Source organism: Pseudoalteromonas prydzensis (assembly GCF_011050055.1).
Classification (GTDB): Bacteria; Pseudomonadota; Gammaproteobacteria; order Enterobacterales; family Alteromonadaceae; genus Pseudoalteromonas; species Pseudoalteromonas prydzensis_A.
Genome location: NZ_DRGM01000155.1, coordinates 17,469 through 37,401, shown reverse-complemented (window position 1 = coordinate 37,401; position 19,933 = coordinate 17,469). Strand labels below are relative to the sequence as shown.

Below are 19,933 nucleotides of genomic sequence, written 5' to 3'. Positions count from 1 at the left end.
TGCCGAACTCAGTAGTGAAACGAAACAGCGCCGATGATAGTGTAGCATTTGTTATGTGAAAGTAGGTCATCGCCAGGCTCCAAATTAAAGAAACCCGTTACAGCAATGTGACGGGTTTTTTGTTGCCTAAAATAAAGTATAGCTCTCAGTTTTAAGCCGTCAGCTATCAGTTGCACAGTGTCAACCATAAAAAGAATGCCACAACTACCTCGCAGTGCAATCTATCCCTTAAACAACAGACCCTTTTTGCAGGCTTTTTAAACTCGCGCTCCCCATAATGAAATTTAAACTCGCAAACTATTTCTCTGCATTTGATTTTTCCTAAATTATCATCTTGTTGCAATTTCATTGTTGGTTTAATAAGTAAGCTGTGTAAAACTAGCGGGGTTAATTTAGTAAATCAGGTGACATGAATGTCGAATATAAAAGCTTGGAAACTTATCAGTTTATTTTGTTTGGTAAGCTTACTTATGGGCTGTCAATCGAAAGAAGAGCAGTTACAAGAAACAATTAAACAATCTATAGCTAAAGCTGAAGTTGAGTTAGCAGGACTTGGTAAAGCGTTAGATAATGGCTCAATTCGCAACGCGGCTTTATTAGGTGAATATGGCCGTATAATCAGTAATGAAAAACCAGAACTGACACAAATCGCAACGGTACTTGCACAGGATGCAACTCGCAAAGGTGCGCTCTATACTGGCTTAACGCAGCGTTTAGCTGATATTAAAAGTACTTATTTAATCCCCCCTTATGAAGAAACGTTACTTAATATTGACCTGTTACGCGATGCTGTAAAGCCTGCGCTATTTTCTGATGCGCTGACCGATCCAATTAATATGCTTGCTGATATGTCAGGCGGTTCATTGGCCCGTGTGGGTGCAATTAGCAAGCAGGCGGAAGGTGAAGGTGAAGGCAATCAGTTAGTCGGCAATCCTAATTATGGTAATTGGCAAACTAACAGTAACGGTATCAGCTTTTGGCAATGGTATGGTATGTACCGTATTTTAGGCGATGTATTTGATCGTGTGGAATATGGCAGTTGGAGCAAGCGCCGTAAATATAGCTATTATAATGATTATGGTCGTGCCCGCTATACCAGCCCGAAACAGATGAAAGCACAAACGGCAGTAGAAACACGAACACGCCAGTCTTATCAACGTCAAGGTAAGCAGTTTACCAGTCCTTATGCGTCGAAAAAGAGCGGTGCTTCAGGGTTAAGTCGTAGCAGTTATACCCCACCGAAAACACGCAGTAGTTACTCTAAAAGCAGTAGTTACAGTAAAAGTTCGGGCTCGGTAAGAGACAGCAGCAGCAGAACCTCTCGCGGTGTTAGTCGCGGTAAGTAAACGGCTATTTAAAAGATTTAGTGTTGGAGTTATAAGAATATGTATGAATTTAATGGAATAACTATGTGGTCGCTGCAAGCAATCGCGATTGATTTTGCAATTATTATTGCACTGTTTGTGAGCCTGAAATTTATTAAAGGTTGGGTATCTAATTTACATGCCAATGATGAAATCACCGAGCGTGATAACTTCGCGTTTGGCATTAGCTTTGCCGCAGGCTTAGTTGCATTAGCAATAGTGCTTACAGGTGTCAGTAGCGGTGCGTTTGCTGCATCTTTACAGCAAGAAGCACTGCAAATGGGCGGATACGGTTTGTTAGCGATTGCGCTGATCAAACTGGGTCACTTTTTTCAAGATAAAGTTGCACTGCGTAAAGTAAGCCTGCATGACGAAATCGTTAAGGGCAATGTAACAGCGGCAGTGATTGATTTTGGCCATGTTGTCAGTGTGGCAATTGTTATACGCTCAGCGTTGTTCTGGGTGGCTACAGAAGGCTGGCATGGTATCCCAATTGTCATTGCGGCGTTTATTATTGGCAGCATCGCATTGTTGTTAGTGAGCCAGTATCGCGTACAGTTGTTTAAGCGTACTAATCGCAGTGGAGACTGCTTACAGCAGGCTATTGTTGATGGCAATTTAGCGGTTGGTATTCGTTATGCGGGCTTTTTGGTTGGTAGCGCGCTTGCTATTACCGCAGCCTCAGGTATTGCACCTTATGTAGCAGATAGTATTAATGCTAGCTTAGTTTACTGGGCGATTAGTGCACTTGTTTGCATCCTTGTATTCATTGCGCTGCATTTAATTACCATCAAAATCATCTTATCAGGTTGTGATATTTCTGATGAAGTAAATCGCCAAAAGAATATTGGTGTAGCCACTATTTCTGCTGCAGTTTCATTTGCAGTGGGTATTACTATGGCAACTCTATTAGGCGCATAAACCTTGTCACACACAAAGCAAAGCCCAAGTAAGTTTGCCTTACTTGGGCATGATTTTTTATTAATAACTGTTATGGCTGTACTCGCTGGGTGTGGCCTTATTTATGAGTATCTTTTATCTCACTACGCAGGACGTGTTCTGGGTTCAGTAGAGAGCGCTATTTACGCCATGATTGGCACTATGATCGTCGCTATGGGTATGGGTGCTTTCTTAGCTCGTTGGTTTAAAGACCCTTTTACCGCGTTTGCTTGGCTTGAGAGTCTGATTGCTTTGGTTGGCATGGGTTGCATATTAGCTATTGCCAGCGTAATTGCTGTTAGCTATTCATTACCGCATATTTTTTCAGAGATTTTTAATCTGCCCGCCGATGTGGTGCTTAACGGTTATGTGTTTCAGAAACTCCAAGAGTGGTCACGTTTTCTACCGTATGTATTTGGTTTATTGCTCGGCCTATTGATTGGTATGGAAATACCCTTGATCGCGCGTATTCGTCAGCATGTTTATGGCCGGTTTTTAGAAAATAATGCCGGTACAATTTATGGTGCCGATTACATTGGGGCAGGGATTGGCGCAGCCATCTGGGTGAGCATTATGTTGGCGATGCCAATTATGCAAGCAGCTGCTTGGACTGCGCTATTTAATATTATTGCCGGTTTGGCTTTCTTGTGGCGCTATCACAGTCACGTACGTTATGCCAAGTTACTGCTTGTTTGCCATATTGGTTTATTAGTATTGTTTGCTTTTATCCTTGTACTTGGTAGTAGCTGGATGAAAGATTTAAGTAACGTACTTTATAAAGATAAAGTTATTTACTCTGAAGCCACTAAATATCAGCATCTTGTGTTAACCGAGCGGTTAAGTCGTAATCAACCAGAGCCAATCACTGATCTTTACTTAAATGGTCGCTTACAGTTCTCCAGCGTTGATGAGCAAATCTATCATTCAATGCTGGTGTATCCGCCGCTGTTAGCTTCTAATCGTCATGATAACGTGTTGATCATTGGTGGCGGTGACGGGCTTGCTCTGCGCGATGTATTGAAATGGCCAGTACAAGAAGTTACGCTGATTGATTTGGATGGCCAGTTACTTAACTTATTTGGTCACCCAAGCAACGAATTTACAGCACCAGCACAGATCAATGCGCGTTTGCGCAAACTCAATGGCAATTCTATGCTTGATCCTCGAGCGAACGTGATCGTGGGCGATGCATTTTTAGAAGTTGAGCGACTGCTCGATGAAGGTAAGCGTTTTGACACTATCATTATTGACCTACCCGATCCTAACCACCCTGACTTAAATAAGATGTACAGTGATTATTTTTATAATCATATTCGTCAGTTACTCGCCGCAGATGGTGCGATGGCAGTGCAGTCTACCTCGCCTTATCATGCGAAAAAGGCCTTTTTAAGTATTGGTAAAACGGTTAAAGCCGCAGGGTTTAAGCATGTCGAGCAATACCAGCAAAATATCCCTTCATTTGGGCAATGGGGTTGGACAATTGCAACGACGACAGGCAAATCAGCCAGTGCGCGAATTGAACAGGCAACAGCACTTCCGGTTGCTTCGCGGTGGATTAGCCAAAAATATTTATTGGCTGCATTTGTATTTCCTAATCATTATTTTGAACAAATAAATGATATTGAAGTCAATCAATTAGGGTCAGGTACTTTGTATGATTACTACCGAAGTGCATGGCAGATAGAAAGTGAATTGTATAAAAATTAATAAAACATGGTTGACATAATATGTCGGCTATGCGAATCTTAACTCAGACATAATATGTCAAATGACAAAAAGGCAGAGACATGGAATTAAATGAACTTTCAATAAAACTAGCATCCTTTGAAACCGAAGGCGCTAACTTTGAGTCTTTCTTGATTGCCAACCCAGGTGAGCAAGATGTGTTGCAAGTCATAGTTGATGGCAATGATGAGCTTCCAATTTTTGTTACGCAAACACAAGAGCAGCTGCTATGTATCAGTTACTTATTTGCGGATGAGGAAGTTAAATCGGAATTGCGTGGTGAGTTAAACGAAACACTATTACGTTTAAATGTCCCAATCCCACTGAGTGCATTTGCAAAGATTGATGATAAGTATGCGATTTTTGGTGCTTTGTCGGTTAATTCATCGTTTGATGACATTACCCATGAGCTAGTTACATTAGCTGATAATGCCATTGATGCATTAGAAGCGGTAACCATTTATTTAAACGATTAATAGCTAGCTATTTTACGTGGAGTTAAGATTATGAGTATTTTAAAGAAATTATTTACAGCAGTACGTGGCGGCGCCCGTGAAGCCGGCGAAGCAATTGTTGATGCTAATGGCATTCGTATTTTTGAGCAAGAAATTGCTGACGCACAAAATGCCTTACAACGTGCCAAAAAGAGCTTAACTGAAGTGATGGCAAAAGAAATGCAAACTAAGCGTAAAATTAGCGCATTAGATGCATCAATTGCTGAGCACGAAGCGTATGCTGGTCAAGCCCTTGAAAAAGGCAACGAAACCTTGGCACTAGAAATTGCTGAAAAAATCGGTGATTTTGAAAGCGAGAAAGCAGAGCATGATCAAGTGTTAGCGGGTTTTAGCAATCACATTGTGACGCTTAAGCAGCAGGTAAAAGACGCTGAAAAGTCGATTAAAGAAAATCAACGTCAGCTTACTATGGTTAAAACCACTGAAAGCGTGCAACAAGCGACTATGGCTGTAAACAGTACACTTAATACCAACAGCTCGTCGATGACTAATGCACGTCAGTCACTGGAGCGTATTAAGCAGCGCCAACAAGATCGTCAAGATCAATTAGGTGCAGCTAAAGTGCTTGAAGCAGACACTAACGGTGATGATCTAAAAGCAAAAATGGCTGAAGCCGGGATTGGCGACAGCAGTCCGAAAAGTGCAGATATCCTAGCGCGTATTAAAGCTAAGCAAAACGGCTAACGCGGTATTATTGATTATTAAAAAGGTAACCGAGCAACGTTTGGTTACCTTTTTTGCTTATGAGGCAGTCTATGTTTAACTTCTTTAAATCTAAAAAAGCGCCTGAACGCCAATTAAACCATCCTAGTGAACTTAAAGTAGGCGATATGTTCACTGTGATCGATTCGTTTGCTTATCCAAGTTGGTTAAAAGGCCAAACTCTGCGTGTTACTGATGTGCAAACTTATCAATATCAGCATAGTGCTGATTATGAGCTAGTGCTTGAAAGTGATGCCGGTAAAGTTATATTTTTGCAAATTGAGCGTAGTGATGGTGAAGAATGGGCGAACTTTTCAATCAAAATTCAGCGCGATGAAGTGGATGAAATTTTCACTCTTGATGAATTTGCACGCATTTTTGATGAAGAGCAACTGACCTTTATCGAAGTAAAAAATACCCCAGAACGTTATATGCAGTTTTTAGGTAGCAGCTACCAACAAACTGAAACACCGTTTGTGTGTTATTTTCATAATAAAGATTACCGTGATCAAGCGCTTCCTCAGTATGAGCAACAAGGTGGTGAGCCTTGTGAGATGATCTGCCTTGAATCAAGTGATGAAAGCCATGGCCTCAATATTGAAATTTGGGATGGTGGTGAAACCGAAGTATCACTGACTTTAACTCGCCCTATCACTGATATTGTTGATCTGTTTCCAGGAGATGCACAGTGAGCAATACCAAAGATAAATGGTTACGCCAAGAGCAAGCCGTCAGAGCGACGCAAATGGCATTCGACCTTAGCAGTGAAGTGCAAAAGTCGATAAAAAAACAAGCCATTGATCAAGAGCTCACGCCATCAGATATGATCCGCAAAATTTTAGCGCTTGAAGTAAAATCAAAAAAAACGCGTCAGCGCCTTTCATTTAATTTAAATGATGAGGAAATCGCATTACTTGCTGAGCGGTTTGGTGTAGATGTAGATGATAAACGAGCTGTAAAGCAACAAGTTGCAGAGTTACTAATTGCCCACACTAATAAGCGCTGAGCCACCCATATTTTGCCTTCTTTAAATTAAGCCCTTACACTGTGGGCTTAATTCCTTATAAAAATGAGTTGCTGTGAATATAGTTTTAATCGCGTACTTAATTATCTTCGCCTTGTTTGGCACTGCCGCAAGCTATTTTGTGCGATTTATTTATGCTTACTGGGTGAAAAAACAAATGCCAATGCAGCATATTTTTAAGGCGGGAATTTGTATTATTGCAGTATTAATTATCTCTGCGCTAATTCCACTGCTGGTTTAGCGCAGATACAAGATTCTCTATTTTAGATCAAACGCCTGACAAGTTTGATTTATACACAGAGCTTGCACGGGTAAAACGGGCAAACAATCAGTTAAGCCATTGCTTTTATTGTTATCGGCCTCAAGTGCATTGATTTGCTGTGCTAGTTGCTCGGCTTTTTCTTGCTCAGTGTTGAGCGTAGAATAAACCATATAACGACTTGGCCCGCCGCATGCGCGTTGGCCCACTTCAAGTACTTTACATTGAAAGCTCGCTGTACAGCTGGTGTCTTGCACTAATTCATTTAAGGCATTATTTGACTGAGCTAAGCTGGCACTACCCGTTGTGGTTGACTCTGTGGTGCTCATACAGCCACTAACAGTCATAAAACAGGCTGTTGTAACTAAACATTTAAAATATGATAAACGACTCATATAGCTATCCCTTAATAAACACTTGCCGCAGAGCTGTCTAGTTTAACACATTTATTTTCAACACATTGAGCCCCAGGTGCCATTAAATGCTGACAAATACTGATCATCGAATTTTCGGCGTTAAATTGGCTCTCTAACGAGGTAATTTTTTTGCTTAGCTGCTCTACTGCTTGCTCGTTTGCGGTTTTATTCGAATACACGAGATAGCTACTTGGGCCACCGCAAGCACGGCTACCTACCGCTAATACTTTACATTGCGCACTGCTATCACATTGCGGGTCTGCCGTTAAGGCTTGTAATTGTTGGTGGGCCTTTTGGATATTCTCTCTCGTTGGTTGTTCCTGCATTTGCGGGTCTAACTTAGTCGCTTGATTGTCTTTCACTAGTGCTGCAGGGGCAGGACTAAGTTGGTCGCTATTAGAGGTTGCCGCATCCGAACAAGCAGATAAGCAAAGTGGGAGTAGTACAGCAGCGATAACAGATAAGCGCATGATAAACCTTCACAGTGATGAACAAGTAACCACTATCATACACTTTGCACATAACACAGCAATAAAAACTATGACATTCAAAGGTTAAACCCGCCACATTGACGGGTTTAATATTGCTTATAACCCGCCTTGAGTTAATTTAGCTGGATTGAGTAACGTTTCTAGCTCACTACGGGAAAGCTCGGTTTCTTGCTCGGCAACATCTACGATTGGGCGGCCTTGCTGGTAAGCTTGCTTGGCAATTTTGGCTGCTTTTTCATAGCCAATCACCGGATTAAGAGCGGTCACTAAAATCGGATTTTTAGCGAGTGCTTTGTCGATATTACTTTGATTAACTTTAAAGGAACGCAGCGCTTTATCGGCTAATGCTTGGCTACTGTTGGCAAGCAACTCGATACTCTGCAAGATGTTATAAGCGATTACTGGCAGCATGACGTTGAGTTCAAAGTTACCAGATTGGCCAGCGACAGTAATAGTGGCGTCATTGCCGATAACTTGGGCACTTACCATCGCCGCCGCTTCTGGGATCACTGGATTAACTTTACCGGGCATGATTGAAGAGCCCGGTTGCAGTGCTTCAAGCTCAATTTCACCCAATCCGGCAAGTGGGCCTGAATTCATCCAGCGTAGATCGTTCGCTATCTTCATTTGTGCCACAGCAAGTACTTTTAACTGTCCTGAAAGTGACACTATGGCGTCTTGTGAACCAATATTGTAGAAAAAGTTTTTACTTGGTACAAAGCGTACACCAACATTAGCACTGAGGTTTTTACAGAATTGCTCAGCAAACAGTGGATCGGCATTGACGCCAGTGCCTACTGCTGTGCCACCTTGGGCTAACGCTGAAACCCCTTCGAGGCTATAGCGAATACCAGCCATAGCAGTATCAACTTGATGTTGCCAAGTGTTGAGAGTCTGCGCGAATGTGACTGGCATGGCATCCATTAAGTGGGTACGGCCCGTTTTTACAATGCCACCAATTTCTGACTTTTTGCGCTCCAAGGTTTGTGATAGTTGATCCAACGCCGGAAATAATTCATATACCACGTTAATCACACTGCTTACCGCAATGGCTGTGGGGATCACGTCGTTAGAGCTTTGCCCCATATTTACATCATCATTCGGATGAATCGTGTCATCGCCATAGCTACTTGCTAACGTTGCGATCACTTCATTGGCATTCATATTAGTGCTGGTACCAGAACCGGTTTGAAAGACATCAATAGGGAAATGCGCTAAATGTTGGCCATCAATGATCTCTTGGCAGGCACGCTCGATTAACTGCGCTTTATTTTGACTTAAGTGGCCAAGTTCGTAGTTACTTTGCGCTGCCGCTTGTTTGATATAGGCAAGGGCGCTAATAAACTGTTTTGGCATCACTAGGCCGCTAATACGAAAGTTATTTACAGCACGTTGGGTTTGGGCTTGATAAAGTGCATCAGCAGGGACTTGTAATTCGCCCATACTGTCTGATTCGATTCTAAATTCGCTCATAAAAGCTCCTAAAAAGGGTTGAATTCGTGGCTGAGAATACGCGCTTCTCGCTCCAAGATAAGATATTTTCTGGTACTGTTATGGGTTTTATAAAAGCGCTTTAAGGCCATCAGAGGTTTATAAAGTTGCTCTAAACATTGTTTGCGAATTGCACAATGAATTAAAGAATCGCACATTTTGTTGAGAATTTCATGGAAAGTACGTCTTAAATACAGTTCTTGTAGCAGCATGCACTGCTTTTTCTCGTAATAGCGGGCCGCATTTAACCCAGCTTCAATATAGTCAGCCACTAAAGCAGGGGCGTGTAGACCAGGGCGCTGGCAAATGCACTTCATTTGTTGTTGATAGAAAAGCATGGCTTGATGGTCGTGCATAAGAAAACCGATTAGCTGTAACGATAATTGTTATCATTACAGCTAATCGGTTTTAGTGCAAGTCACAAATTGAAAATTTTGACGTGAGAGTAACTGTTTAATTGTAACCAAGAATAAATATTTGATCAGTTTCATGTTTTCTCAAGACTTGTGTATGTTGATTCGATTGCGAAAGTAAGTCGATGATAGTGCCTCGTTCATCACAGCTTGTTTTATCTGCGTCTGATTTTTCACTCGCAGCTAAAGCAGCATCAAGTGCGGTATAGGGTGAGATATACATAGTTTTCTCCATTAGGTTGATTCACACTCATAAAAGCATAACTCGTACCAATGATGATTAAAAAGCTTAACTATATGAATTATAGGGCGTTATTTTATTGACAATAAATTAGAACGGGACATTGTTTTATATTTTTGCTTTACTGTTGTGCATTAATTACCAAACATGGTGCACAAATTTGCATGGAAAAACCTTTCTCTCAGGCCTGTGAAAATAATAAATCTCCTATTCTTAGCGAGCTAAAAAGCTGTTTTGCTGATGTTGACAACGTGTTAGAGATTGGCTCAGGCACCGGCCAGCATAGTGTGTACTTTGCTGAACATTTACCGCATTTACAATGGCACACAAGTGATCGGCCAATCAATCACTATGGCATAAAACAATGGCTTGCTGAAGCACAGTTAGCTAATTTACATGAGCCGCTTGAGCTTGATTTAAATGCTCCTTGGCCGGTCAAAAAGGTCAGCGCTCTTTACACCGCCAATACGTTGCATATCGTAAGTAGCGCGCTCGTTGAGAGGTTTTTTAATGGGGTTGAGCAGCATTTAGCAGCGCAGGGCGTATTATGTATTTATGGACCATTTAAATATCAGGGGCATTTTACTAGCGAGAGCAACCAACGCTTTGATGAGTTTTTAAAACAACAAGATAGCCAAAGCGGCATTCGTGATTTTGAGTGGATCCAACAATTAGCAACGGCTGCAGGCTTAACGTTAGTAAATGACATTGCTATGCCTGCTAATAATCAATTATTGATTTTTAAACGGCATTTTTAAAAGGTAATAACTCAGTACATTGGCGGTGATAAATACGTAAATGTTGTTGCTCACGCTGTAAGTAATCGGCAATTGCGGGACTAAAATCTGCATCGAGCACATGGTGTACTGAGTGAGTAAATACCGGAGCGAATCCGCGGGCAATTTTATGCTCGCCTTGTGCGCCGGAGTGAAAGCAGCTTAATTGTTGGTTAATACAATACTCAATCCCTTGGTAATAACACAGCTCAAAGTGTAAGCAGTCTACTTCCTCTAGCGCTCCCCAATAGCGTCCATATAAGGTGTTATTACTTTTAAAGCTCAGTGTGGCAGCGATCACCTCACCGTCGCGTATTGCATGCATGATCACCAGTTTATCCGCCATAAGTGCATGCAGTAGCACAAAAAAATCATGACTTAAATACCCCAGATGACCAGATCGCTTTAAGTAAGTACGTTGATAAAACTCACAAAATTGGCTCATAACAGCAAGCGTAATTTGTTCACCTTGCAGCCACTTAATAGTAATGTTTTGCTGAGCTATTTTACTGCGCTCTTTTTTCAACGCTTTACGTTTACGTGCTGTTAATTGCGCTAAAAAGTCATCAAAATCAGCATAGCCTTGATTTTGCCATTGGAATTGTACGCCAATGCGATGCATGCCTTGTTGTGCTGTCAGGTGTGAGGCTTGTTGTTGCGTACAAAAATTAATATGCCAACCCGACCATCCCTGCTGCTGGCAGTGAGCCGTTAATAGTGCGGTTATGTACTGATATATTTGCTCTGGCTGTGCGTAATCAACTGCAATACGTGGTCCTTCAATCGGGCTAAAAGGAGCGCCACAAAGCCATTTGGGGTAATAGTCTAAGCCATGTTGCTGGTATGCTTCTGCCCATGCCCAATCGAATACATATTCGCCATAAGAGTGACTTTTTAGATAACCTGGCGCAAGTGCAACTAGGGTGTCATTTTGATACACCGCTAAATGATACGGTTGCCAGCCTGTCGCAGCTGATACGCATTGGCTCTGCTCTAGGGCAAATAAGAATGCATGATCAGTAAATGGATTATCTGCAAAAAATGATTGCCAAACGTCAGCATCTATTTCACTAATGCTGGCTAACCAGCGATGACGCAATGCAGTCATTGTTGCTTCCCCTGCAAACCTTCAACCTGCTGAATGAATTGCCTGATATAGCCTGCTTGCTCATCAAAGTAGGGGTTATAAGTGAGTCGTTGCAAGGTTGCAAATGCCGCGACATTTTCTGCAGTGCGCTCACCAATATTTGGCTTCTTCGTGGTTTTGCAGTGTGCATATAAGGCATCGTCATCAAGGTAACTGCCACAATTGCGGTAGTGACCTTGGGCGCCATAATGCGGGTTGTTAGGTGAATTAACCACGGCAATATGAGATATGCCATGGATTTTTTTGCAGGCAGTATTTTTACACTGCGGATTTAAGATAATGTAGTCGGCAGGGAAGTCACTCGTTATGGTGTTTTTATCGCCATAATAAATCAGTGTATCTAAGCGATTGGCAGGGCGGGCTGTGGCATCATGTAAAGTGCTTAATAATTGCAGGGAAGCACGGGTATCAATGGTGGTATCTACATCACTCATTACGGAGAAAATAGGCAAATTAGGGAGTGGGCGTTGCATAAGTTTATGCAGTGTAATATTGCTCATTGCATCATCAGCCGCTGCTGCGGCATTAAAAGGAAAAGATTCATATTTAGCAAAATCGATGTCGGCGTCTTTATCTATCCAATTAACAAAAGGAATATAGTCAATCCACTTAGCAAGCCAGCCATTTTTATTGTGTGGCGCAGTGGCGGGTGAAAACAACATCAACGCGGTTATTTTTGGGTTGCTGGGCTGCACAGCTAAATAATTAACTAAAAGTGTAGCACCTGTTGAATAGCCCCCTAAAATAACCTGATCAAAATCTTTGCTGGTGCGCGCAATTGCATAGTTTACAGCTTGCTGCCATTGTTTGGCCGTAACCCGACTCAGTGCGTCAGCGGCCGTGCCATGGCCAGGTAACAATAAAGTACGCACGTTGTAACCTTGCTCAAAGTAAATTTCTGCTAAGTCATGAAAGGTAAACGGTGAGTCAGTCAGGCCATGGATCAATAGCACTGCTTTGCGAGCATTGTTTTGGCGCAGCTCAAAAGGTGCTATAAGGTCGCTAATGTTCGCCATGCTGGGTCGGAGTTGTTGTTTAACTAATAGCTGATAGGTTGCGGTTTGAATTGGACAAGGCATTAAGGCGCGCGGGTTTGCCGTCAAAATGTGCTGATATGCAAAGCTCAAGTAGTCACTATATGTTTGCGTACTTTGATAGCTAAACTCTGTAGTTGGCTTACTATTTTCGAATCGCAACAACCCTTGCTGTTTACTTTTCATAATATAGTCTAAATCAGTTAACTGAGTTACACAGTCGGTTTGGCTGATTGTAAAGCTAGAGGTGGTTAGTAAAACAACGGCTAGTAATATTCCATTAAGGCTCATAAACATCTACATAATTGATTAGGCACTCGGTTAGCTTATCGAGTTCGAGTCGTTTTGCAAGATGTAGAACTCAAGTCAACGGGTTGTGGTGGTTTCGCTAACGTTAAAGCCCTATCACGGCATTAAGTGGAGTACGAATTACAGGGCTGATATTTGCTAAAAATCGGCTTTTGGAATGCACATAAATAGAGATATTAAACATTTTGCTCTGTGCGATCATATTTTCCAGTCTTTAGCGTAGCCGCTAAATGGTGTTGTTGTTTAAAGCGGCAGTTGCTTTTTGCTAAATGTTTGCTTTAAAACCACTGTAGACTCAATATTGGCAATGCAATTAATACTACCAAGCTTATGTTTTACAAAGCTTTCATAGCTTTCTAGATCGGCCGCAATAATTTTCAATAAATAATCATAGCTACCAGATATTACAGAACATTCTAGTACATGATTAAGTTTTTCAACTTGCTCTTCAAACATATTAGCTGCGCTGACCGAATTTTGACTTAATCGCACAAATGCATAAACCAATACGTTTAAGCCAAGTGCGCGGGGGTTTAGAGCCGCATGATAGCCGCTGATCACTTTGCTTGCTTCAAGCTTTTTGATGCGCCGTAAGCAAGGGGTATCCGATAGGCTTACCGTTGTTGCAAGTTCTGATACTGAGGTGCGCGCATTGCTTTGTAATAGCGTTAGTAATTGTTGATCTTTTTTATCTAAACTCATAAATATGACAATAAATTGTATTTAATTGTGATTATAGAGTGAATTTCACTAATCATGTGCTTTTTTATTCGCAGTTTTGCTGATTTGCGCTCTATATTATCTGTTAACATAAATGCAATAAATATTTGATATGGAGTTATGCCAATGAGCAGCAATACTCAGGCATTTGACGAGTGGCTCAGAACCCGCTTTGTAGAGATCAACAGTCAGCTAGAGACTATTTATTGGCAACAAGCAGACAAAGCCAATGTGGAATTTGTTGGCGAGCAATTCAAGCATCAATTAGAAGCGCAAGGTAATGCCCATATTCGTAAGCTACTAGCTGAAGGCAATACCGATGAAGGTTTTGAGCGTGCCTTTGATTTACTGGGCAATGTTGGCTTATTTATGGCTGCGTGTCGACGCCATGAAATCACCGAACCATCACGGGAGACAACCTCGCCGCTGGTGGAAGCATCAGCACTGGCAATGCATATTGGTGCATCAATTGGGGTAACGCCACGCTTTGCGACCGCCCATTTAACCACCCATAACAAAGCGATTAATGGCCTTTATAAGCGCTTTACTGATCTGAGCGATGAAAAATTATTCATTGATTACAATACCAAAGGTATTTTAGCGTATAAGCGCGCCGCTGATGCCTTATTAAAAATTCAGCCGTTAGGGATTTCGCATCCGCTATGCGGTGATTTACTTAAAGTTGCCAAGCAGGCCTTGGTCGATGTGATCGAATCAAATACGGCGTTATATAATCAGCTCGATACCGAGCGATTCTTCTTTTGTGTGCGCCCATATTATAAGCCATATCGAGTGGGTAAAGAGATTTACCGCGGCGCTAATGCTGGCGATTTTGCCGGTATTAACGTGATTGATATGCTGCTAGGGCTGTGCTTTGCCAACGAGCCGAGTTATTCACAAATGCTGGTGGACAAATTTTTATATATGATGCCTGAAGATCAGCAAATACTGCGTGAGTCAATGCGCATGCCAAGTTTAATGGATGACTTTTTAGCCGCAGGTGAGGCGCGCCACAGCCCATGGTTTAAAACCAATGCCAAATTATTTATTCAAGTGTGCAAACTCCATGGTGATACGGCAATTGGCCACCACAACCAATTAGTAAGCAAGTTTATTGCTCAGCCTGCGCAGCAAATGCAACAGCAACATATGAATAAAGTGACAGCCAGCGGCCCGCCATTACATGTGTTATTAGACTCTCTAGAGCAATTAAGAGATCGCCGAGCAGCAGCTAAGCGTGATGATATCAAAACGCGTTACCATGATTTAATGCAGCTCAAACAGTGGGTGGGCAATTAAAATGTATAAAGATGACTTTCACTTGGCTGCTGGGTGTTATTTACTTAATCACTCTGTTGGCCGCGCATTGAAAAGTAGCCAAGATGATTTTAACCAACACTTTTTTGCTCCTTGGCAGGCGAGTAATAAAGAGCCATGGCAGCAGTGGCTAGCTGTTATTAGTCGTTTTACAACTGCGCTGAGCTTACTGTTTAATTCTCCAAGTGAGCAGTTTTGCCCGCAAGTTAATCTGTCTAGCGCATTAACTAAGCTCGTTATGTCACACCCTCGGCTGCAACAAGCAGGCTGTAAAGTGTTAATGGCGCAAAGTGATTTTCCTAGTATGGGCTTTGCGATGCAAAAAGCCTTAGCCAGTGGTGCTAAAATAGAGTTTATTCCTGAACACGTTGACTTAACAGACAGTGCGCAGTGGCAGCCGTTCATAAAAGCAGATATCGATTTAGTGTTTATTAGTCATGCATATTCAAATACGGGTCAGCAAGCGCCAGTGGCTGAAATTAGCAAACTTTGCAAGCAAGTCGGGTGCTTAAGTATTGTTGATGTCGCGCAATCGGCTGGTGTGTTGCCGTTAAACTTAAGCCAAGTTGACGTTGATTTTATGATTGGCTCAAGCGTTAAATGGCTATGTTCTGGTCCTGGTGCAGCATACTTATGGGTCAGTAAAGCACAGTTAAGTATTTGTGAGCCACAAGATGTGGGTTGGTTTTCCCACCAAAATCCATTTGAGTTTGATATTCACCATTTTGCTTATCATGATACCGCGCTGCGCTTTTGGGGAGGCACACCTGCAATTGCGCCATTTGTGATTGCAGGGCACAGCATGCAATATTTTGCTCGCTTAGGTATTGATAAGGTGCGCGCTCATAACTTAGCGTTACTAGCGCAATTAACAACAGAGCTCGCTCCTTATGTGGTATCGCCAGTTGCACCGACTAAATGCAGTGGTACGGCAATTATAAATTTTGCCGAGCAACAAACTGCGATTTTAGCTGCTTTGACAGCGGCTGATATAAGTGTTGATATGCGGGCATACGGGGTGCGGGTGTCACCGCATATCTATAACGACAGTGCCGATATCGAGCGGCTAATAAAAGTCGTGAAACGGGTTTTAAATAAATAAATAATTATTGGCTTAGTTGCGCTTTCATGGCGTTCAACGCCTCGATCTGTTGTTGATACTGCTCGATTTGCGGTTTGATGTGCCGCTCAACTTGTGCGGTTCGTTGTGCTATCGCATCTGCAATTGAGCTTGCCCCCATTCTATTGGCAGTATCTTGAGTCATATAGCTTATTTTAGTTTTTTGTGCTGCCAGAGTATCTTGTAGTTGTTTGATTTCGCGCTGGAGCAGTGCAATGTCTCGGTCAATTTTTTGCATCGTAATATAGCTATCAACTTCTCCATCAACAGCTTTGCTCTGCTTTGGTATACCTTGTGCTACGTTGGTTTCGGGAATGGTTATTTCTTGGGCGTTTTCACCACATGGCAGTTGGCTAAAAATGGCTACACCATCAATCGTACAGCGATACACTTCAGTAGCCGATGCCGGTGCGATGAGCAGCGTAATAACGTACACGAATGTTAAACTAAGTAGTTGCAAATGCACTTATAATCCTTAAATTTCCAGTGCTGCTAGTTTAGCAAGTTTGTTTATTAAGTCGCCAGTTTTTAGCGACTCTGCAGTATTTATAGCTATTTCGTTATAGCGGTATTTTCTGCAGTGAAAAATAACCAAGCATGTGACGCATGGTGTTGGCCTGATCAGCCATTTGCTTTGCCGCCGCCATCGTTTCTTCTGTCATTGCGGAGTTCTCTTGGATCAAGGTGGTAAGTCGTTGCACCACAATATCCACTTCTTTTATCGCTTGTTGCTGGGTAATAGAAGAGCCATTAATCGACACTATCATCTGGTTGACATCGGCTACGGCACTGACAATTTGTTTTAGTTTTTCACCGGATGAATTAGCCAATGCCGTGCCTTGGCTAATTTTTTGATTACTGTTACTAATGATCGCTTTTATTTGTTTTGCAGAGGTTGCACTGCGCCCAGCTAACTCTCTCACTTCATTGGCAACCACTGCAAACCCGCGACCATGTTCTCCCGCTCTAGCTGCTTCAACCGCTGCGTTAAGTGCCAGTAAATTGGTTTGGAATGCAATTTCGTCAATCACTGAGACAATTTCATTAATATCTTTACTTGAGCTGTTCACTTCGATAATGGCATTGACGGTTTGTGACGACAGCTCTCCACCTTCAGTGGCGGTTATTTTGGCGTTTTCTGCAAGTGCAACCGCCTCGTTTGCTTGTTTGGTAATCGTAGCTATTTCATCCAGCATATTGCTACTACTGGCGCTCGCTTCTTCTAGGTTAGCTGCTTGTTCTTCGGTACGCTGGCTTATTTCAGTGTTACTGGCGGCTATTTCTGCGGCACTTTGTGAAACTTTATTAGCAGACTCTTGAATGCTACTGATAACCGTGGTTAGTTTTTCGATGGTTTGATTAACATCTGCCTTTAAGGTCGCAAATACACCTTGATAATCTTGCCGTAGTTGTTGATTTAAATTACCTTGGGCGAGTCCACTCAAAACAGCCGTTACTTCTGTAATTGCATTTGCGGTGATGGTTAAAGAGCAATTCACGTCATCTTGTAGTTGGGCTAGTTGCCCTTGCATGGATGTTTCCAGTTGTTGACTAAAGTCGCCGTTGCGCATCGCGGTCATCACCCGTGCCAGCTCTGCAATAACAATGCTTAAATTACTAATTGAGCTATTTACATCTTCTTTGAGGGCATTCAGCTGGCCATGCATATTACTATCTATTGTTTGCTCAAAATTACCTTTACTAATCGCCAGCATCACGTTCGATATTTCAGTCACTGCATTATCTAAGCCCATAATTGAGTTATTAATATTGCTTTTTAATGTTGCTAATTGGCCATTTGCATTGCAGTTTACGTGTTGTTTAAAGTTACCGGCACTGACCGCTGCCATCACATTATTAATATCCTTAATGATCAACGCGAGGTTATCTACACTGGTATTGATATCATTTTTAAGAATGGCTAGTTGTCCTTGTAAAGGTTGCTCGATATGCCGAGTAAAATCCCCTTCGTGTAATGCACTCATCACTCGGCTAATATCACTTACGGCACCAGCTAAACTATGCACTGAATTATTTACACTGTTTTTTAATTGCGCCAAAGCGCCTTGTGCAGCAACGTTAACCTGCTGCTGAAAATCGCCATGTTCAATATGCTTCATCACAGTAACAATTTCAGTAATTGTGGTGTTTAATGATTGCAGTGAGCCATTAATATTATGCTTTAAAGTGCCCAGCTGCCCTTGCATAGGCGTGGTTATTTGGCTGTTAAAATTCCCTTGGCTCATCTCATCTATAATATGATTCAACTCGTTCATAGCTTGCTCTAATGAGTCAGCGCAATTATTGGTAGCTTGTTTTAAGGAATCTAACTCGCCTTTACAGGTAACATTAATTCGATGATTAAATTCACCGGCAGCCATTTTGTTCATCACAGTATTGGTTTGTGAAATAGAACTTTGCAGTGCATCAAGCAAGCAGTTAAAGGCGTTTGCGGAGGAGCCTATTTCATCATTTGAAAGCACCGGAGTTCGTACTGAAAAATCTCCCTGTTGTTCAACGTGACGCATGGTATCTACCAATAACTGCACAGGATGAGTTAATGAACGAGCAAACCACATCGCAATTAATGTAATGGCAATGATTGATACAATTAAAGTCACGACTAAAATAGTGGTTAATTGACTAACTGCAGCAAATGCTTCTTGTTGATCTATTTCTGCTAGTAGCGACCATTGCGTGCCGAGCACATTGATAGGCTGATAAGACGACAGCACCAAAGAGCCATTATAATCAGTGATCACTTGTTGGCCTTTTTTACCTTGCTGGGCAAGTTCAACAGCATGCGTTTTGACTTGGCCTGCGGCTGGGTTACGAAATGAGTTCACCACTGAGCGTTTTTCAGGGTCCAGAAAAGAATCTGAACGCATTAAAAAATCAGGCCCGACCAAATAAGTCTCACCACTGACACCAAGGCCTGCCCGCTCAGTCATAATAATGTTGAGGGCATCGATGGATAGTTGAAAGATCAGCGTATTGGTATGCACGCCGCGGCTGTATATAGGGGTTGCGATAAAACTTGCAGGCGCATCATAGGAGGGCAGATATTGTTGGTAATCGACAAAGGTTATTTCATCTTCATTGAGCGTCTTTGCTTGCTTAAAGGCGCGTGCTAGATTGCTATCGTTAAAAGGGCCATCAAGCAATGAGGTTGCAAAGTCGACCTCTTTATAAACAGAATACACGATGTCGGCGCTGTGATTATCGACAATAAAAATATCGTAAAAATCAAATTTTTCAGCGAAATTTAGTAGGAAGCCATGATACTTGCTGTGCAGTAAATTGTAGTTGTTATCCGCACTTGCTTGCATTAATTGCGCTTTTTCACCAATTGGATAGGGGTTGTCTGCTAAATATTGTGATTGCCAATATCGCGCTGCGGGAGACAGTGCTGCCAGTAGCTCAGCTTTGGCTGGCGCGTCTTTATTTTCAAGGCGGTACTTAGCGTTAAAGTCGTTATTATAATAATCAGCCAAGCGTTGTTGCGCGCTATTGTCGAGGGTATTTATAGTCGGCTCTTTAAACGCGAGGCTAAGTTCCTCTGCTGCTGAGTGTAGCAGTGGGCTTTGTGCCAAAAATAATAATTGCGCTTTAATATCGATAAAGTGTCTTTCAATGGCGCTTTTTTTTATTTCACTTACGGCTTCTAATTGCGCGTATGTTTGCTTATTTAGCGAGGCCGCCGAATTATATAAGGCAAGGCTGATACTGATTGTCAAAGGAATTAACGCAACCAGTAAAAAAGCAATAACTAGCTTTTTAGTCAAGCCAATGCTACGTACAAAATGCCCAAATGAGTGGGTAGGGTGAGCCATAACAACATCCTTATCAAAGCAAAGCTGTAAACCTAATATAGGTAATTAAGATTTAGTGTAGAACAGCTGGCCTCAAAAGCGAGTCGCGAGAGAAAAT

General features: G+C 42.1%; 21 protein-coding genes. 11 read left to right on the top strand and 10 right to left on the bottom strand.

All coding sequences use genetic code 11. The features are described 5' to 3' along the window. The first annotated feature begins 413 nt into the window (after window positions 1-413). From ENH88_RS14845 to ENH88_RS14810, 8 genes are all read left to right on the top strand, one after another. Window positions 414-1,346, top strand: a complete 933-nt coding sequence (locus ENH88_RS14845; protein ID WP_304183335.1) for a CHAD domain-containing protein — start codon at window positions 414-416, stop codon at window positions 1,344-1,346. Between the two features lie 39 nt (window positions 1,347-1,385). Continuing rightward, window positions 1,386-2,285, top strand: coding sequence for a DUF350 domain-containing protein (locus ENH88_RS14840; RefSeq protein WP_304183332.1), 900 nt, complete (start codon window positions 1,386-1,388; stop codon window positions 2,283-2,285). 3 nt (window positions 2,286-2,288) lie between these two features. Next, window positions 2,289-4,010, top strand: a complete 1,722-nt coding sequence (locus ENH88_RS14835) for a polyamine aminopropyltransferase (protein ID WP_304183331.1) — start codon at window positions 2,289-2,291, stop codon at window positions 4,008-4,010. An 80-nt stretch (window positions 4,011-4,090) separates the two neighbouring features. Then, window positions 4,091-4,504 carry a YjfI family protein gene (locus ENH88_RS14830; protein WP_016710541.1) on the top strand — a complete coding sequence of 138 codons (414 nt, stop codon included), beginning with the start codon at window positions 4,091-4,093 and terminating at the stop codon, window positions 4,502-4,504. Between the two features lie 30 nt (window positions 4,505-4,534). Then, a complete protein-coding gene (locus ENH88_RS14825; protein ID WP_304183330.1) occupies window positions 4,535-5,227 on the top strand; it encodes a PspA/IM30 family protein in 693 nt (230 codons plus the stop codon). A 71-nt stretch (window positions 5,228-5,298) separates the two neighbouring features. After that, window positions 5,299-5,937: a hypothetical protein gene (locus ENH88_RS14820; RefSeq protein WP_304183327.1), complete on the top strand. Its 639-nt coding sequence runs from the start codon at window positions 5,299-5,301 to the stop codon at window positions 5,935-5,937. Beyond that, complete coding sequence (locus ENH88_RS14815) at window positions 5,934-6,251, top strand: hypothetical protein (protein ID WP_304183325.1); 318 nt, start codon at window positions 5,934-5,936, stop codon at window positions 6,249-6,251. The genes ENH88_RS14820 and ENH88_RS14815 overlap by 4 nt, the downstream gene beginning before the upstream one ends. A 73-nt stretch (window positions 6,252-6,324) precedes the next feature. Continuing rightward, the gene (locus tag ENH88_RS14810) at window positions 6,325-6,510 is read left to right on the top strand and encodes a hypothetical protein (protein ID WP_192542566.1); all 186 of its coding nucleotides are present in this window, start codon (window positions 6,325-6,327) and stop codon (window positions 6,508-6,510) included. Window positions 6,511-6,527: 17 nt separating this feature from the next. Here ENH88_RS14810 and ENH88_RS14805 read toward each other — a convergent pair whose 3' ends face one another. The 5 genes from ENH88_RS14805 to ENH88_RS14785 form a co-directional block, all read right to left on the bottom strand. After that, window positions 6,528-6,923, bottom strand: a complete 396-nt coding sequence (locus ENH88_RS14805; RefSeq protein ID WP_304183320.1) for a hypothetical protein — start codon at window positions 6,921-6,923, stop codon at window positions 6,528-6,530. Window positions 6,924-6,934: 11 nt separating this feature from the next. Next, the gene (locus ENH88_RS14800) at window positions 6,935-7,414 is read right to left on the bottom strand and encodes a hypothetical protein (protein WP_304183319.1); all 480 of its coding nucleotides are present in this window, start codon (window positions 7,412-7,414) and stop codon (window positions 6,935-6,937) included. A gap of 117 nt (window positions 7,415-7,531) precedes the next feature. After that, window positions 7,532-8,908, bottom strand: a complete 1,377-nt coding sequence (locus ENH88_RS14795; protein ID WP_304183318.1) for a class II fumarate hydratase — start codon at window positions 8,906-8,908, stop codon at window positions 7,532-7,534. 8 nt (window positions 8,909-8,916) lie between these two features. Beyond that, window positions 8,917-9,282 (bottom strand): hypothetical protein, encoded by a 366-nt coding sequence (locus ENH88_RS14790; protein WP_304183317.1) that lies wholly within the window; start codon window positions 9,280-9,282, stop codon window positions 8,917-8,919. Between the two features lie 97 nt (window positions 9,283-9,379). Continuing rightward, complete coding sequence (locus ENH88_RS14785) at window positions 9,380-9,562, bottom strand: hypothetical protein (RefSeq protein WP_304183314.1); 183 nt, start codon at window positions 9,560-9,562, stop codon at window positions 9,380-9,382. 182 nt (window positions 9,563-9,744) lie between these two features. On the opposite strand from ENH88_RS14785, the gene ENH88_RS14780 reads away from it, so the two are divergent. Further along, on the top strand, window positions 9,745-10,338 hold the full coding sequence (locus ENH88_RS14780; protein WP_304183311.1) for a DUF938 domain-containing protein: 594 nt from the start codon (window positions 9,745-9,747) through the stop codon (window positions 10,336-10,338). Here ENH88_RS14780 and ENH88_RS14775 read toward each other — a convergent pair. From ENH88_RS14775 to ENH88_RS14765, 3 genes are all read right to left on the bottom strand, one after another. Further along, a complete protein-coding gene (locus ENH88_RS14775) occupies window positions 10,322-11,464 on the bottom strand; it encodes a GNAT family N-acetyltransferase (RefSeq protein ID WP_304183310.1) in 1,143 nt (380 codons plus the stop codon). The two genes, ENH88_RS14780 and ENH88_RS14775, sit on opposite strands and share 17 nt — an antisense overlap. Then, window positions 11,461-12,828 carry an alpha/beta hydrolase gene (locus ENH88_RS14770; protein ID WP_304183309.1) on the bottom strand — a complete coding sequence of 456 codons (1,368 nt, stop codon included), beginning with the start codon at window positions 12,826-12,828 and terminating at the stop codon, window positions 11,461-11,463. Before ENH88_RS14770 ends, ENH88_RS14775 begins: the two co-directional genes overlap by 4 nt. Window positions 12,829-13,089: 261 nt before the next feature. Continuing rightward, window positions 13,090-13,548, bottom strand: coding sequence for an Lrp/AsnC family transcriptional regulator (locus tag ENH88_RS14765; RefSeq protein ID WP_064668675.1), 459 nt, complete (start codon window positions 13,546-13,548; stop codon window positions 13,090-13,092). 144 nt (window positions 13,549-13,692) lie between these two features. On the opposite strand from ENH88_RS14765, the gene ENH88_RS14760 reads away from it, so the two are divergent. After that, the gene (locus ENH88_RS14760; protein WP_304183304.1) at window positions 13,693-14,865 is read left to right on the top strand and encodes a PrnB family protein; all 1,173 of its coding nucleotides are present in this window, start codon (window positions 13,693-13,695) and stop codon (window positions 14,863-14,865) included. A gap of 1 nt (window position 14,866) precedes the next feature. After that, window positions 14,867-15,985: an aminotransferase class V-fold PLP-dependent enzyme gene (locus ENH88_RS14755; RefSeq protein ID WP_304183303.1), complete on the top strand. Its 1,119-nt coding sequence runs from the start codon at window positions 14,867-14,869 to the stop codon at window positions 15,983-15,985. 4 nt (window positions 15,986-15,989) lie between these two features. On the opposite strand, the gene ENH88_RS14750 is transcribed toward ENH88_RS14755, so the two are convergent. Both ENH88_RS14750 and ENH88_RS14745 read right to left on the bottom strand, forming a co-directional pair. After that, window positions 15,990-16,469, bottom strand: coding sequence for a DUF4124 domain-containing protein (locus ENH88_RS14750; RefSeq protein WP_304183301.1), 480 nt, complete (start codon window positions 16,467-16,469; stop codon window positions 15,990-15,992). 94 nt (window positions 16,470-16,563) lie between these two features. Next, window positions 16,564-19,836: a methyl-accepting chemotaxis protein gene (locus ENH88_RS14745; RefSeq protein ID WP_304183299.1), complete on the bottom strand. Its 3,273-nt coding sequence runs from the start codon at window positions 19,834-19,836 to the stop codon at window positions 16,564-16,566. Between the last annotated feature and the right edge of the window lie 97 nt (window positions 19,837-19,933).